Consider the following 15,203-nt stretch of genomic DNA (forward strand, 5'->3'; position numbering starts at 1 on the left):
GCCCCACGATTACTTGTGCTGTTCGCGCACGAACAGGATACCTACTGCCGCCACGACCAGGAAAAACGTCGCACAGGCGAACACCAGGCGATACCCAAATTGTAAATTGCCCTGACCCCCGGCAATGTTGATCATCGCGCTGCCAAGCAGCGGAGCGATAATCGCCGGTATGGTCGTCGAGGCGTTCCATAACCCCAGGTGTTTCCCGGCCTCTTTCAGCGATGGCAACGCGTCAATCGTCAGTGCCCAATCCACACTCGAAAACGCCCCGTAACCCAATCCAAACAGTATGCCTATCGGCCACAGCCAGATGCCAAGGTTGCCCGAAGCCACCACGAAGATGAAAGCCGTCGCCGCCATGAACATCGTCGCGATACACACAACCGGCGCGCGCCTCTTCATTCTATCCGAGAGTACCCCGGACAGAATCCCGCTGACTACGCCGCCGCCCAGCGCCAGCACCGCGATCAACGCGGTCGTCGCCACAAAGTTCCCCACGTTTTGCACTCGCGCGAAGTAATACTCCACATAGGTCATGAACAGCGTAATTCCCAGCATTATCGCTGTGCGCGTCAGAAAGACTACCGTGAAATTATACTTCTTCCACGGCTCTACCCAGTGATGTATCATCCGCCAGCAGAATCCAAGGAACGTTTTTTCGCTCATAATGGGGGGAACTGTATGCCGGTAAGGAGTTTCCCGCACGCTCAGTACCGTAATCACGATACCAACCGTCATCAGCGCCGCTGTCACCATATAATAGATACCCGCGTTCTGGCGTACCAGAAAAGGGTTAAAGGCATGCTGGTTCACCCCACCAAGCAGATAAGCGGCCAGCCCCAGGCTCGCCACGCTTCCCAGAATAGACAATCCCCCTACGTAGCCCGAGGCCATTCCTCGCTGCTCCTCCGGTACCTGGTCCGGTACAAGGCTTTGATAAGCCGGGTTTATCGTATTCATACCTACATGCAGCAGGGCCAGCCCTGCCAGAAAGTAGGCCAGCGTACTCCCATTCACCAGCAAGGGCGTACTGGCAATCACCAGCAGCCCACCGGCAATCAGATAAGGACGACGGCGCCCAAACTTGCCCCCTGTACGGTCGGAGAACGTTCCAATCAGCGGCGGCATCAGCAGCGATATCACCGACGCCGCCATCACCAGCCAGCTCAGCACCGTTGCTTGCTCAGCACTTCCCACCTGGTTCGATGGAAAAAATAGCAGGATTTGCGTCGGAATGACAATCGGCAGCAGCGCCGAGATTTCAGTATTAAGCGGAAACCATAATATATTCAGTAGCAGTTGTTTCTTATGTGAAAGTCGTGCCACCTTCACATGCTCTTTCACCTCCTGGTCGTTATCTGTATCGTGTTTCTTTATTGATGATGTCAAACGTTCAGACATTTTCAGCCTCATTTTTTTCAGCCTCACTTTGCTGTTCATCCGCATCTTGATCTTGTTCGTTCCCTTTAGGCTTGCGATTCTCACGCACAAAAAGAACGCATATTGCAGCGACAATCAGGAATAACGCAGCAATGAAAAAGATTGTGCGATATCCTATGTCCAGCGCGTTGAAATGGTTCGCAATCGTGAGAATGATGCCGCCAAACAAAGGGGCCAAAATAGCCGGTATCGTCGCAGAAGCGCTCCACAAGCCCAGGTCTTTCCCCGCTTCCTTTAACGATGGCAAAGCGTCAATCGATAAGGCCCAGTCCACGCTTGAAAATGCCCCATATCCCAACCCGAAGCATACTCCCAGCGGCCACAGTACTATCTCCAGGCTCCCTATCCCATTCGCCGGAAGAAAGACGAACGCCATCGAGGCAAAACTCATAAAGATCGTCGCAACCGACACAATCGGCGCGCGTCGCCTCAGGTGATCCGAAAGTATCCCAAATACAATGCCGCTCACCACACCTCCACCCAGCGCAAAGACCGCAACCAGGGCCGTCGTTGTCACAAAATTTCCTACATGCTGCACATGCGCGAAGTAATACTCCACAAAGGTCATAAACATCGCCAGTGCCAGCATAATGGATGCGCGTGTCAAGAACACCACCGTGAAATTGTGCTTGCGCCAGGGGTCGATCCAGCTATGCACGAACCATTGCTTAAACTGCTCTCCTTTCGGCTCGCTCGTCCTGGTCGCTGATTTTGGCTTCGCTTGAACAGCCGCCTCAGGCACGCCAAAGATCGTCACCAGGATACCCACGACCATCAAGCCAATCGTCACAATGAAGAAAATACCTGCATTGTAGCGTATTATATCAGAGTTATGAGTATGTTGACTGACTCCACCCAGCAGGTAGGCCGCCAGCCCCAGGCTCACCAGGTTGCCCAGAATAGTTAGCGCCCCCACGAATGCCGACGCCTCTCCTCGCTGCCGTTCCGGCACCCGATCCGGCACCAGGCTTTGATACGCAGGCATCAACGTATTATTCCCTATATGCAGCAGCGAAAGTCCTACAAGAAACACGATCAGGGTGTTGTTTATCACCAACAGCGGCAAGCTGGCAATCAGCAGTACTCCACCCGCTACAATATAGGGATGGCGTCGTCCAAACCTGCTCGCCGTGTTATCCGAGAGCGAACCCACCAGCGGCGGCATCAATAGCGATACAACAGAAGCTATCGTTGTAAGCCACCCCAGAAATGTCCCCTGTATCGCATCACCTACATGCGTAGCGGGCAAAAAGATCAGAATCACTGTGGGAACCACCACCGGCAGCAATGCAGCGTTCAGTGCATTTACCGGCAACCACAGGATGTTAATGGCCAGTTCTTGCGGAATTGATACCCGCTTTTTCCCCTTGCCTCTATCTCTTTCTTTATCCCCTCCTCCATCCTTCCTCTCCATCCTTACCTCTTCCTATCTAGCATCATCTAATATAGCATATCATCCCGTATCTGACACAAACATACCCCACCCCTCTAACAACCGGTCGCCCCGATACTGATAAATGTATAGGCTCGTTGTCATTCTGAGTGAAACGAAGAATCCCGCTCGCCTGACCGCGATTCTTCCCTGTGCGCTCCGCTCAGCGCTTCGACCCTTTCACTCGCAATGACAATTCCAGAATTCTTTCTCACGTTTATATCACGTAGCGGAACAAAGATTGGTCGAACTCCGGCATGAAGGAAAGTGCTGATTCTATGCTCATACCCGCTCCTGTGCCATGCCCCCTTGCCGTAGGGGCCGATTCATCGCGCCCAGCGCCGATTGATCGGCCCCGCGTCCGTTGCCGGATTATGTTGTCAAACACGATCATCGGCTCTCAGGCTACCCGCACTATTTTGTGAAAACTGACTATAAGATTAACGACCGTATCATCCTTGCAGCTTGTTACTATCATAATCCATAGATGATTCCGTATGAGAAGGTTGAAAAACTTGTAGATTGCAGACAATATCACTGCTCAGGTGCAGGGGCAATAGACACGTCTGGCTTTTTCCGCACAAACATTGAGCGCCGCAAAAGCAGCACCGGTATCAGCCACAGCGGATAAATCAAGTATGGCAAATTAGAGGCCCAATAGGAGATATCATTAGTGACGCTGGGCAAACCGGCAAAGATATCGCCCAGAAAGAAACCCACAATCGCATAGAAAATCATCGCACCCGTCATCAGCCCCACCGGAATCACCCACGCTCGCCTCATCCACAGACCCAATCCCGTAATAAAATAAAGCGGCCCTAGCAAAAAGGCATCCTCAACAGCCCCGGCCAGTATCCCCGGGTCCACCTTATAGTAGCTGTTATCCCCGTTCAAAATGTAGTCATACCAGATCTGCCCCAAAAAATTGCTATCAGGCCCGATAGTCACCTTATGAAGCGCGAAAAGCACATAATAGAACTGGGGAATAGCGGTAATGATTCCCAGCAGTAGCGAAAAACAAGCCAGAATAGAGAGCCAGAGCGGCCGCCTGGCCCTCGATGTCGTGTCTATATGCGAATTCTGATCGATGCGTGCAGCCATAACCCGATCCTTTCTCACTGTTATGGGACAATTATATTCCATTATCACTCTGCACTCATCAAATCATCAAGGGCAAACGTTCCCTTTAAGAAAGCGGTTTCTTATTTGACTGGTAGGTTCCCGGCTGCGAGCGGAAACCAATCGCAAGGCGGTTCCAGCCATTGATCGCTACAATCGCCAGCGTCAGATTCACCAGTTCCTCCTCGCTGAAGTGCTTGCGCACCTCATCATAAACGGCATCGGACGCGTGGCCCTGGCTGATCAGCGTAAGCTCCTCCGTCCACAGCAGCGCAGCACGCTCGCGTTCGCTATAAAACGGCGTCTCGCGCCATGCATTCAGCTCATAGAGCCGCTGTTCGCTCTCACCCATCGCGCGAGCATCCTTACTATGCATATCGATGCAGTACGCGCACCCATTGATCTGTGAGGCGCGCATCTTGACCAGTTCCAGCAGCAAGGGTTCCAGCCCGCAGTTATCGACATAGTTTTGCAGTCCAGCCATAGCCCTGTAGCCCTCTGGCGCAACCCTCGCATATTTCAAACGTTCTTCCATCGTATAAAGCTCCTTCCTTTGTATTTAAACATACGTTTACATACACAAACATACCATAATAATGGATTTGTTCACAGAGCCAATTTTCGCTATAATAACCACGCCGTTTAGCAGGAAACAAATCATGCCGAAGCGCGCCGACTCCATCAAGCGACCAGAAATCAGAATCCTTTCCTTTCCAGCGCCGAAGTGCTATACTGAACCAGAAACACAACCGTAATGTTTCGCCCATTAGCCACTCAAAGCAAGGAGGCCCACATGTCTTCATCCGCTTCACCCAACCCCGCCGCACAAACCTCTTCTGTACCCCCTTTATTGCAGGTATATGTGGTACCCGACGCGCAGTACCCAAACGTTATCGCCAACGTCATCAACCAGGCCCAGCAGTACGTCTGGCTCGAGATGTATATGCTCACCGACCCCGAAATCATCACCGCCCTTGCCGCCGCCTCTCAGCGCCGCGCAGCCCAGCCAGCCGGCGCACAGGCTAACATCGACGTCAGAGTAATCCTGGAGTCACAGCCATATGGTCTCCCTCCCTCCCCGGCTCTTATCAATCCGCTTGCGACCTTCGGCACCCCCAACGTCCAGGTTCGTCCCAGCCCCTCATCGGCTTTCCTACCCTTGAAATGGGCTCCGCAAACCCATTTTTATAACCACGCCAAGTTAGCCATAATCGATGATGTCGCCTACGTCATGTCCTCGAACCTCAGCAAGTCAGGAACCGGCAATATCGTGAACTGGGGCACATTTCACGGCGACCGTGACTACATCGTCATGGATCAGGACCCCCACGACGTTCAGACCCTCAAAACCATCTTCACCGCCGACTGGGCGGGACAAAATTGGAACTCGCAGCAGCAACCGGCATCTGTTGGGCAACTGCTCCCAACCAACCTGGTCGTCAGCCCCTACAACGCGCACAACGTCCTGCTCAGCCTCATCCAGAGCGCCCAACACACCCTGCAAATCGAATGCGAAGAGGTCAGCGATTCAAGCCAGGAGACCGGCCCCTCAGACATTGAACAGGCCCTGCTCAGCCTCGCATCGCGTGTCCCGGTGCAGCTAATTGTGCCCCAGGACACCGCCGGCAACCTCTCGCCCGCGCTTCTAAAAGTCCTCCAGGTGCGCGTACACGACCCCACCCTCTACATGCACGCCAAAATGATGCTCATCGACGGCCATACCGCATACATCGGCTCCCAGAATCTCAGCGCCGGTTCCCTCAAACACAACCGCGAATTCGGCGTAATTCTAACCGCCCAGCAATACCCCAACGCCCTCACCACCCTCAGCAGCACTTTTGCCACCGATTGGGCGGCATCCCAGCCACCATCTTCCTCCTGAGCCATGCCGGTATATCGGGCATGTAATATCGTGTTCAGTTGAATTTTCTGTGAAGGGATGGAACCTTATTACCCCTTCTACCAAATATGGTCAGCCCATCCACAAACCGGAGAAAAGCAATATGACCGCTATCTATCTCGAACTCACCCCCAAAAAAGTCATCGCCTGGTCGCTCGAATGGCCCGGTTGGTGCCGCATTCGCCCGAACGAGAATGCCGCCATACAGGCCTTAATCGATACCGAACCGCGCTACCGGCGAATCACGGAACGGGCAGGATTGGAATTTACTCCTGGCGACCTCGTCGTCGTCGAACGACTCCAGGGCGATAGCAACACTGCCTGGGGCGTACCTTCCGTTCTCGCCCCTGCCGAAACCAGCCCCATCGACGCCGCCACCGCGCAACGCAACGTCGCCCTACTGCGCGCCGCCTGGGACATGCTCGAAGAAGTCGTCGCCACCTCGCCTGCCGAACTACGCAAAGGCCCACGCGGCGGTGGTCGCGACCGCGACGAAGTCCGCCAGCACGTCATCGAAGCCGAGCGCACCTACGCCCGCAAAATCGGCGTGCGCCATAAACCCTTCGCAATGAGCGACAATCTCGCCCTGACAGCCATGCGTGACGAAATCGCATCGGTACTGAGCCAGCCCTCCACCGGAGAACCTCTCGTTCCTGGCGGATGGAACGCCAGCTATGCTGTACGCCGTATAGCCTGGCACGTCGTCGACCACATCTGGGAAATAGAAGATCGTAGAGGCTAAGGGTGATTTTGGATGGGGATATAGGAACCAGAGGAATAAACTCATGACCCAACCACTCCAGTGCATAAAGGTAGATGCCTCAACGCTCCAACACTCTATCGAGGTCTTAGGAGCTATTGGTCAACAGCCCGGGGGAGGAATTGTGCGCCCCGTCTATAGCCCTGCCTGGGTAGAGGCTCGCAGGCAACTCGCAACCCTCATGCGCGCCGCCGGTCTCGATGTACGCGAAGACGCGGTGGGCAATCTTTTCGGACGCCTCGCTGGCAGTGATGAGGGCCATACCATTCTCACCGGTTCTCACTTCGACACCGTCCCTCTCGGCGGCAAGTTCGATGGTGCGCTCGGCATCCTGGCAGGAATTGTTGCCCTACAAGCGCTCTGTGAGCATCTCGGAACACCCCGGCGCTCCCTTGAAGTAGTTGCCTTATGTGAAGAGGAAGGCAGCCGTTTCCCGGCACATTGTTGGGGGACAAAAGCGATCCTGGGACGCATTGATCCTGTTGAGCTTGAGCAGGTACGCGATACACAAGGCATCACGATTGCCGAAGCCATGCAGGCTATCGGTCTGGCTCCTGAGCGATACCGAGAAGCTATCCGCACCGATGTAGCGGCATTCTTGGAATTGCACATTGAGCAGGGTCGCATCCTCTTTGATGAAGGGATAAATCTTGGCATCGTCACTGCCATTACAGGCTTGCAACACTTCTGGATCACGGTCAAGGGCCGGGCTGACCATGCAGGCACCACGCCGATGGATTTGCGACTTGATGCGCTGCAAGGAGCAGCCCATATGGCTCTAGAGATCACGCGCCTCGTCGAACAAGCTGGAAGGCCCGCGGTCGTCACAATAGGGAAATGGGAGGTCAAACCAGGAGCGGTCAATGTTGTTCCTGGCGAGGTCGGCTTTTCTATTGATCTGCGCCATCCCGAAGAAGAAACCTTGCAACAACTCTCCGCTGCCATCCAAACGCAATGCGAAGCAATCGCACAAGAACGTCACCTTTCCATCTCCATCGAACTCACCGGCAAGAGCGCACCTCAGAAAATGGACCCCGGATTGCAAGCGACACTCGTCAAAGCAGCTGAAGCGTGCGGAGCAACCTGGAAATCGCTGCCAAGCGGTGCCGGCCACGATAGTCAGATCATGGCACGCCACCTGCCGACCGCCATGCTCTTCGTCCCCAGCCTAGAAGGGCGTTCCCACAGCCCCGCCGAATGCACAACCATCGACGATGCAGCTCGTGGAGCGAGTGTGCTGGCAACCGCGTTGTCTTCATTAGCATACTGAAGCATATCCTCTTGCTCCCCCGACCAGATTTCTTCCCAGGAATCAACCACCGTCCCAAACGTCCCAAATGTCCCAAAACCAACACTTGACATTTATCGGAAAATCAACTAAGTTTCAAACCATCAACAACCACAGAGCAACTATCCAGGAGGAGGACCGCATGAAAGAAACGCCCGTACCGGCAGGACTCGAACGCCGCAAAGAAGATATCGGACTCATTACCGGCCATGACCGCTTTGTGGATGATCTGAAATCACCCCAGCATCGCTCCTCCCCGCTGCACATGGCCCTGGTTCGCAGCCCCTATGCCCATGCGCAAATCAAAAACATCGACCTCGACACCGTCCGCGCCCTCCCAGACGTCGTTGCCGCTTTAAGTGGGGACGAGCTAGTAAGCAGCATGCCCACGCTAGAACTGATTACCACGTTACCCGGCCTCAAAGTACCCCGGCGGCAGCCATTAGCGCTTGATCGCGTGCGCTACGTCGGCGACCCGGTAGCTGTCATACTGGCCGAAGACCGCTATATTGCTGAAGATGCGCTTGATCTCGTTGAGGTCGACTATGAAGTGTTGCCCACTGTGATCGATCCAGAGGCCGCGCTTGCTCCCGACGCTCCTCTGCTCTACCAGGAACTCGGCTCAAATGTTGCCATCCAGATACCCAGCGGAGGTGGCGATATCGACGCCGCCTTCGCTCAAGCAGATGATATCGTTCGCCTGCGCGTTGTTAACCAGCGCGTGTCCCCCAGTTCGCTTGAAGCACGCGCCTGCCTCTTCGATTACGATACTGCCACGGGCCAACTCTCTGCCTGGCTCTCCTCTCAGACCATCTACCAGGCCCGGCGTGCTCTGGCCGCCGCTTTAGGCCTCAACCAGGACAAAATTCATGTTTACGCTGCCCAGGTTGGCGGAGCCTTCGGCGCCAAAGTGGGCATCAGTGGAGAAGAGATCATCGCTGCCATGCTCACAGTCAAATATGGCCGTCCGGTAAAATGGATTGAAACCCGTAGCGAAAATCTCCAGGCCCAGACGCATGGACGTGGCCAGGTGAATTATATCGAGGCAGCCGTACAGAAAGATGGGCGGCTTCTCGGCCTGAAAGTGCGTACCGTGGCCGACTTCGGCGCTTTCCTGGCCTATACCACTCCTATCTCTCCCAATACTACCGCGCGCATGCTCAATGGCCCCTACCAGATACAGGCTCTCGATTTCCAGGCAGTGGGCGTCTTTACCAATACCGTGCCGACCGCGGCCTATCGCGGAGCGGGCAGACCCGAGGCGACCTACCTGCTAGAACGAACCATAGACGCTATTGCCCGCCATCTCCACATCGATCCCGCTGAGGTGCGTCGTCGCAACCTGATTGCCCCGGACGCTTTCCCCTACCACACCGTACATGGAGCAACCTACGACAGCGGCAACTACCAGGCCGCCCTCGAGCGAGCGCTAGAACTTGCCGACTACACCGGCTGGCGCGAAAAACAGCAAGAACGCCACAAAGCTCGGAGTAGTTCGCTGTTGGGCATCGGAGTCTCTACCTTTGTAGAAATATCCGGTGGCCCATTCGGCCCCAGCGGCCCTGGCATACCGCAAGATGCCGCCACTGTGCGCATTCGCCGCGACGGAAAAATCCTCGTGGAGAGCGGCGTGGCGCATAACGGCCAGGGGCACTTCACCGCCTTCGCGCAGATCGCCGCCCAGACCTTCGACCTGCCAGGCTCACAGGTAGAGGTACAGATGAACAATACCGCCTTGCCCGCTTATAGCATTGGCACCTTTGGCAGCCGCACCACGCAAATTGGAGGCGCTGCCGTTGCCCTGGCGGCGCAGGCCGCGAAAGAAAAAGCTCTCCAGGCCGCGGCAAAGCTGTTAGAAGCGGCTCCGGCGGACCTTGAAATGAGCCACGGTCAGGTTCGAGTGCGCGGAGTGCCAGGGCGAGCCATTAGCCTGGGCGAACTCGCACATCAGGTGGAAGAGCATCCTGAACTGATCGAGCACGACCCTCCCAACCTCGCCAACGGCGCACCCGTTGAAGGCCTGGCTGCCTTGCGCGAGTTCTCCCCATCAGCCCCCACATTTTCCTCAGGCGCACATGTCGCCATCGTAGAGGTCGAAACCGAAACCGGCGAAGTACACGTCCTCAATTACGTAGCAGTAGACGACTGCGGGCGTATCCTCAACTCCTATCTCACTGAGGCACAGATTCATGGCGGTCTTGCCCTGGGCATCGGGCAGGCGCTCTATGAAGAGGCAACTTATGATGAGAATGGACAACCCCTTGCCGGCACCCTCATGGACTACACGCTGCCCAATGCAAAGCAGGTACCACACTTTATGGTCGACGCCGTCGAGACACCCTCACCCATCAATCCACTGGGAGCGAAAGGCGCCGGTGAAGCAGGCTGCATCGGTGGCCCTCCTACTATCGTAAACGCCGTCCTTGATGCCCTTGCACCCCTCGGCATCGAATCCATTGACATGCCATTGCGCCCCGAAAAGGTCTGGGCGACCGTACAGGCCGCTCTCCAGGGAACATTGAAAAAAATCGACCCAACGCCACCCGCCTTTTTCAGCGCCACGTCCAAACCAAAGCAAGCGGACACCAGCCATCAGGGTGGTGTAAGTTCGGTAGACGTGTGAGGCTCCCAAGGAAACGGTGCGAAAAAACGCTTTAATCCTTTCAGCCTTCAATTCCTTGAGCAACCCTGGCTTCAGCAGTTCATCTTCATCGATTACTCAAAAGGATCAACAACAGAAAAGGAGAATAACCAGCATGTCTCGTTCCATCGCCCGCTCCCTGCTTCCCATCGCCGCGATCCTTGGCCTGCTATTGAACCTCTTGCTCGTCTCCGGCACCCACGCTCAAACAATGAGGCAATTCGACACAGAGCAACGCTGGGGATCAAACAAAGACATTTATTGGGAACCAACGGTCGCCGCGGACCCCGGCTCAAACTGGGTCTACCAGCTCACCAGCGATCAGGTAAACTACCATATCCTGTTCCGTGCCTCCAACGATGGCGGCACCAACTGGGGTCCCTCCAGCCATATCTGTCCGCTGCCCGGTACTCCCTGGCAATATGATCCCCAGATCAAAGTCAGCAACGACGGCACCATCTATGTCGCCTGCCTGAATGGCTTCAGAAAACCCGGCATCGTCTTTACCAAATCCCACGACCACGGCGCGACCTGGACTACCTCTCTCCCCATCCAGGGTATTCTGAACTACGGTGACAAGCCGATCTTGATTGTTTCCGGCAACGGAAAAGATGTCTATATCGGCTTCAATGGCAAGCTCGCGTTCTATGTCGCCATTTCCCACAACTATGGCAAGAGCTTCGCCCAGCCCGTACTCGCCACCACAGAATCGCTCTGGTACTACTCCTATGGCGGGATCGTCGCCCCCAATGGCACGGCATACTTTGCCGTGGCCGGAGAAACAATCATCCATGGCAAACCGACCGGTCCTACACGGGTAGAGCTACTCAGCTCCTCCAACGGCGGAAACACCTGGAAAGACCACTACTTTGCCACCGGCCAGGAAGGCGCCCCCTGCAAAGTCAAGAACTGCTACCCGGATTTCTACGACCCCCAGGACACCATCACAGCCGGCAAACACGGCGATCTCCTGTTCACCTATACTAAAAACGACATCAGGTATGGCAACAACCGCCTCTACATCTCGCGCTCAACCGATGGCGGAGCAACCTGGACGCACCCCGTGATACTCAATGCCCTGGGCAATAATACCTCGCCTGAGCTTGGCACGGGCCCAACTCCCGGTGATTTCCGTATCGCCTGGCAAGATAACCGCAACGGCCCTGGCGCCTGGAATACCTGGTATGCCCGCTCAACCGACGGCGGCATTACCTGGAGCAAGGCCGTGAGGCTCTCGAACCGCGGCAGTGGCGCCAGCTACAAAACACCCCGGGGCTACAAATTCCCATTTGGCGATTACATGGGTCTGGCTGTAAATTCCGCCGGCGTCAACTTTGTGATATGGGGCGAAGGAGCCAACGTCTATGCCGACGGCGGCACCTGGTACACTAGAGGACAATAAGAAAGGAAGCAAAATGGCAGAATCACGCTATGATACCGGCATCCAGGTGCGAAAAGAAGTACTTGGAAGCGAGCATGTCGAACGGGCGCTGGCTCGTACCACCGAATTTGATGTCGATTTCCAGCGCTTCATCACCGAAACCGCCTGGGGTTCCGTCTGGGCCAGGCCCGACCTGGACCGGCGCACAAGAAGTCTGGTCACGATTGCGATCCTTGCCGCCCTGGGCCGTGAAGAATTAGCCTTGCATTTGCGGGCCAGCCGCAACATTGGCGTCGACCCGCACGAAATTGCCGAGGTACTCCTTCACGTGGCCGTCTATGCCGGCGTTCCTGCGGCCAACACCGCTTTCGCCATGGCCAAAAAGGAGTTCGAACAGGACAGCGCTCCCGACCATTGACGAACTTCTCTCCCTATCCGGTTAGCTCCAAATGGTCAGGGCTTCCACCATTTGGCTCTCAGGACGAACTATGATCTTGAAATACATTGATCACAATCGCATGCAGTTCCTCATCCTCTGTCCAGACAGTATGATCGACGTGAGCAGGCCAGAGAACAGCATCGCCGGCCCGGATCTCGCGTGTTTCACCCGTGGGGCCGCCGATACGTACCGTTCCCTGACCGTGAATGACCAGGAAGAGAATCGAATGATCTGCCGCGTGTTCCTCAATAGAGGCATGCGGATCAAAGTACATTGCCTCCACTTGCAGTTCAGCATCCAGCAACAGTGGCATACCATTAGTGCGCCTGGCAAAATCTTCGAGCTTTTCAGCGGGAATCTGCCCTCTCTGAAATTGGATAGGCACACCGTAGAGGCCGGGATGGTTGCCAGAAATCTTGGTTTTGAGATCGGGGCTGAAACGTCGAATTTGCATGCGTCTCCCTCCTTTGTGGGTAGGGGCCGATTGATCGCGCCCACCGCCGATTCATCGGCCTCGCGGGATTGCTGAACTCTTTTGTTCAACAACATCATCTGGCCCCTATCCCCGATGTCTGAGAGTACGTACCGGCCCGTATCATAAGGGAGAGTGCGAAAAAACGCAAGAAGAACACCTTTTACCTGGCAGAAGATGCAACCGGCAGCGTAAACCAGAAAGTGGCGCCATGACCAGGAGAACTCTGCATCCCAACGCTGCCATGCTGGCGTTCGATCAACACTTTACTAAGATATAAGCCTGATCCTACGCCCGGGGCAGGTGAATATTCTCCTGTCCCCTTTTTGACGTAATAGAAGCGTTCCCAGATGCGGCCCTGTTCTTCAACCGGGATACCCGGCCCCCTGTCCTGGACCGACACCCGAGCTACCCCATCTTCCACCGTCAACTCCACGGTTACCGGCTCATCAACAGGTGAATAGTTGAGCGCATTCGCCAGGTAGTTGGAAATGACCTGGCGAATGCGCTTTGCATCGACCAGAATAGGAACCTCATGCTCTTCAGATGGAATCTGTAGAATGATGCGCCGCTCCGGTGCTAAGCGCTGCTGAGCGATCACTGCTTCTTGAAGCAGCGCGACGAGATCATAGCGTTGTAGTTGTAGCTCGAGGGTATTGGACTGGATGCGAAAAACATCGATCAAATCATTTATTGCCCGTTCTTGCGCGGAAACCGCCGTCTCCGCCGCTCCTAAAGGTGTCTGCACTCTCTTAAGAGAGCTACTCACCTGTTCAGATTGCATAGCAAGTTCTTGTTTGAGCCTCGCAAGGCGGTGCTCTGCCAATTGAATGTTTCCTTTGATTATCGTTAGAGGCGTTCTTAGCTCGTGGCTGGCCAGGTTCAAAAAGTCATCGATGAAGTCTTGCATTTCTTGTTGCACGCGTGCTTTGAGCGTGCTCTCGGCCAGCATAGCAAAGCAGCGCAGGGAATCAATCACCAGCAAAGCCTCTGATGCAACCACTTTCACTAACTCAATCTCATCATCTGTGTAGAGGCTATCGGCACCCGCCTTCTCAATCACCAGTGCTCCGGCCAGTCGATTTTCAAGAAACAAGGGAATCAGCAGGCACATCCTTGAAACAAAATCTTTTCGCATCCCCTCAGGTAGATGCAGGTTCGCGCCAGGCACGATTGCCTCCTGATTAGCATTGAGACGAGCAATCACCGTCTCGTCCACAAAATCTGAGGGCAAGAAACATCCTCTTACTTTGAGACGATACTGTTCTTGCTCAGGAGTGAAACCACTACCTACCGCGTAATACAGGCTACCTGTTTGCGGCCCAATTGCCACTATTCTAACACGCTCGCAATCCAGGACTTCATGGATCACTGTAACGAGCTGTTGCGCGACGAGCAAGACAGGGAACGATAAGAGGAAGATGCCACCTTCGAAATCGCAACCAACATGCTCAGGAAGGCGCATAATCGCTTCTTTCAGCGCCATTACTGCCCGGTGGACACGTTGGAGATGGAGAGCTTGCTGATAGCGGTGCGTGATATCTTGTAACACATAAAGTGTGCCTTTTACATGCTTCTGTGCGGCAACAAAAGGGTAGCTGCGCATGCTGGCATAGATCTGCCGCCTGGAAGGAAGCTGTAGCACAAGCAACTCTTCTCGCTGCCCGGTTGACATTTCTCCATTCTTCACCAGGCTTAAGAGCCATGGCTCCAGTGAAGGAGGAGCACTTTCTCCCTTATGTGCGTGAAGAAACTGCTGATAAGATATTCCTAGACAAAGGCTTTCTGAAGCCACTTCAAAGAGCTTGAGGGCTGCCGGATCTATCTGTAAGATCGACCCCTTGCTATCGCAGACAATTACCCCATCCGGCAGCGCATCAAAGATAGCCTTGAACTCGCTTGACGATCTGCATTTTCTCTCTCTTTTAGCTATGCCTTTCATAGGATCATCCATTGCATTACAACATGCACTCTCACCTGCCTGTCCTGGTGCGATGCCAGATAGGGACGAGGACAAGGACCAGCCATTGTCCCTACGCCACATCGTAGCTTGCGCCTCTGCTGCATCAGGGTGGTGAGTTGGCTGGGGAGCCGGTTTCAGCAGGCAGATCGAGCAGCATCAGTAATGCTGCCCGCAGAAAGGGTTTGGCCCGCTGGAAGCGCGTCTTGGCCGTCGATTCGGTCATGTGCAACGTGCGTCCGATCTCTGGAAAGGTCATCTCGGCCCGGTAATACTGCCAGACCACCGAGCGATATTGGGCCGGGATCATGGCAATGGCGCGTTGAATGCAGTGTTGCAGATCATGCCGCTCGGCCAGGTCTTCTAAGGTG

Annotated in this window: 13 protein-coding genes; 6 read left to right on the forward strand and 7 right to left on the reverse strand. The window is 54.9% G+C overall.

Features of this window, described 5'->3' with window-relative positions; genetic code table 11:
• Positions 1–9 precede the first annotated feature (9 nt).
• From VFA09_03795 to VFA09_03810, 4 genes are all read right to left on the reverse strand, one after another.
• Positions 10–1,401, reverse strand: a complete 1,392-nt coding sequence (locus tag VFA09_03795; GenBank protein ID HZU66377.1) for an MFS transporter — start codon at positions 1,399–1,401, stop codon at positions 10–12.
• Entirely contained in the window at positions 1,394–2,854 is a 1,461-nt protein-coding gene (locus VFA09_03800; protein ID HZU66378.1) for an MFS transporter, read from the reverse strand. Before VFA09_03800 ends, VFA09_03795 begins: the two co-directional genes overlap by 8 nt.
• Before the next feature lie 552 nt (positions 2,855–3,406).
• On the reverse strand, positions 3,407–3,973 hold the full coding sequence (locus tag VFA09_03805; protein HZU66379.1) for a hypothetical protein: 567 nt from the start codon (positions 3,971–3,973) through the stop codon (positions 3,407–3,409).
• 85 nt (positions 3,974–4,058) lie between these two features.
• Positions 4,059–4,526 carry a carboxymuconolactone decarboxylase family protein gene (locus tag VFA09_03810; GenBank protein ID HZU66380.1) on the reverse strand — a complete coding sequence of 156 codons (468 nt, stop codon included), beginning with the start codon at positions 4,524–4,526 and terminating at the stop codon, positions 4,059–4,061.
• A 258-nt stretch (positions 4,527–4,784) separates the two neighbouring features.
• Between VFA09_03810 and VFA09_03815 the strand changes: the two genes are divergently transcribed.
• The 6 genes from VFA09_03815 to pcaC all read left to right on the forward strand — a co-directional run bounded on the left by VFA09_03815 (position 4,785) and on the right by pcaC (position 12,379).
• Complete coding sequence (locus VFA09_03815) at positions 4,785–5,873, forward strand: phospholipase D-like domain-containing protein (GenBank protein HZU66381.1); 1,089 nt, start codon at positions 4,785–4,787, stop codon at positions 5,871–5,873.
• A gap of 121 nt (positions 5,874–5,994) precedes the next feature.
• A complete protein-coding gene (locus VFA09_03820) occupies positions 5,995–6,633 on the forward strand; it encodes a hypothetical protein (protein HZU66382.1) in 639 nt (212 codons plus the stop codon).
• A 43-nt stretch (positions 6,634–6,676) separates the two neighbouring features.
• The gene (locus VFA09_03825; GenBank protein HZU66383.1) at positions 6,677–7,921 is read left to right on the forward strand and encodes a Zn-dependent hydrolase; all 1,245 of its coding nucleotides are present in this window, start codon (positions 6,677–6,679) and stop codon (positions 7,919–7,921) included.
• A gap of 160 nt (positions 7,922–8,081) precedes the next feature.
• Positions 8,082–10,562 carry a xanthine dehydrogenase family protein molybdopterin-binding subunit gene (locus VFA09_03830; protein HZU66384.1) on the forward strand — a complete coding sequence of 827 codons (2,481 nt, stop codon included), beginning with the start codon at positions 8,082–8,084 and terminating at the stop codon, positions 10,560–10,562.
• 133 nt (positions 10,563–10,695) lie between these two features.
• The gene (locus tag VFA09_03835) at positions 10,696–11,982 is read left to right on the forward strand and encodes a sialidase family protein (protein HZU66385.1); all 1,287 of its coding nucleotides are present in this window, start codon (positions 10,696–10,698) and stop codon (positions 11,980–11,982) included.
• Between the two features lie 13 nt (positions 11,983–11,995).
• Positions 11,996–12,379, forward strand: coding sequence for a 4-carboxymuconolactone decarboxylase (gene pcaC / locus VFA09_03840; GenBank protein HZU66386.1), 384 nt, complete (start codon positions 11,996–11,998; stop codon positions 12,377–12,379).
• 58 nt (positions 12,380–12,437) lie between these two features.
• Here the strand turns inward: pcaC and VFA09_03845 are convergent, their stop codons facing one another.
• The 3 genes from VFA09_03845 to VFA09_03855 form a co-directional block, all read right to left on the reverse strand.
• Complete coding sequence (locus tag VFA09_03845; protein ID HZU66387.1) at positions 12,438–12,854, reverse strand: cupin domain-containing protein; 417 nt, start codon at positions 12,852–12,854, stop codon at positions 12,438–12,440.
• A gap of 181 nt (positions 12,855–13,035) precedes the next feature.
• A complete protein-coding gene (locus VFA09_03850; GenBank protein HZU66388.1) occupies positions 13,036–14,814 on the reverse strand; it encodes an ATP-binding protein in 1,779 nt (592 codons plus the stop codon).
• A gap of 124 nt (positions 14,815–14,938) precedes the next feature.
• Positions 14,939–15,203 (reverse strand): sigma-70 family RNA polymerase sigma factor (locus VFA09_03855; protein HZU66389.1); only part of this gene is annotated, 265 nt, incomplete at its 5' end.

This window comes from Ktedonobacteraceae bacterium, assembly GCA_035653615.1.
Lineage (GTDB): Bacteria > Chloroflexota > Ktedonobacteria > Ktedonobacterales > Ktedonobacteraceae > DASRBN01.

Excerpts from the sequence above, each read along its gene's own strand:
- VFA09_03830 (HZU66384.1), top strand. The coding sequence starts at position 8,082 with ATGAAAGAAACGCCCGTACCGGCAGGACTCGAACGCCGCAAAGAAGAT.
- pcaC (HZU66386.1), top strand. The coding sequence starts at position 11,996 with ATGGCAGAATCACGCTATGATACCGGCATCCAGGTGCGAAAAGAAGTA.
- VFA09_03845 (HZU66387.1), bottom strand. The coding sequence starts at position 12,854 with ATGCAAATTCGACGTTTCAGCCCCGATCTCAAAACCAAGATTTCTGGC.
- VFA09_03795 (HZU66377.1), bottom strand. The coding sequence starts at position 1,401 with ATGTCTGAACGTTTGACATCATCAATAAAGAAACACGATACAGATAAC.
- VFA09_03805 (HZU66379.1), bottom strand. The coding sequence starts at position 3,973 with ATGGCTGCACGCATCGATCAGAATTCGCATATAGACACGACATCGAGG.
- VFA09_03825 (HZU66383.1), top strand. The coding sequence starts at position 6,677 with ATGACCCAACCACTCCAGTGCATAAAGGTAGATGCCTCAACGCTCCAA.
- VFA09_03800 (HZU66378.1), bottom strand. The coding sequence starts at position 2,854 with ATGGAGAGGAAGGATGGAGGAGGGGATAAAGAAAGAGATAGAGGCAAG.
- VFA09_03850 (HZU66388.1), bottom strand. The coding sequence starts at position 14,814 with ATGAAAGGCATAGCTAAAAGAGAGAGAAAATGCAGATCGTCAAGCGAG.
- VFA09_03815 (HZU66381.1), top strand. The coding sequence starts at position 4,785 with ATGTCTTCATCCGCTTCACCCAACCCCGCCGCACAAACCTCTTCTGTA.
- VFA09_03820 (HZU66382.1), top strand. The coding sequence starts at position 5,995 with ATGACCGCTATCTATCTCGAACTCACCCCCAAAAAAGTCATCGCCTGG.
- VFA09_03810 (HZU66380.1), bottom strand. The coding sequence starts at position 4,526 with ATGGAAGAACGTTTGAAATATGCGAGGGTTGCGCCAGAGGGCTACAGG.
- VFA09_03835 (HZU66385.1), top strand. The coding sequence starts at position 10,696 with ATGTCTCGTTCCATCGCCCGCTCCCTGCTTCCCATCGCCGCGATCCTT.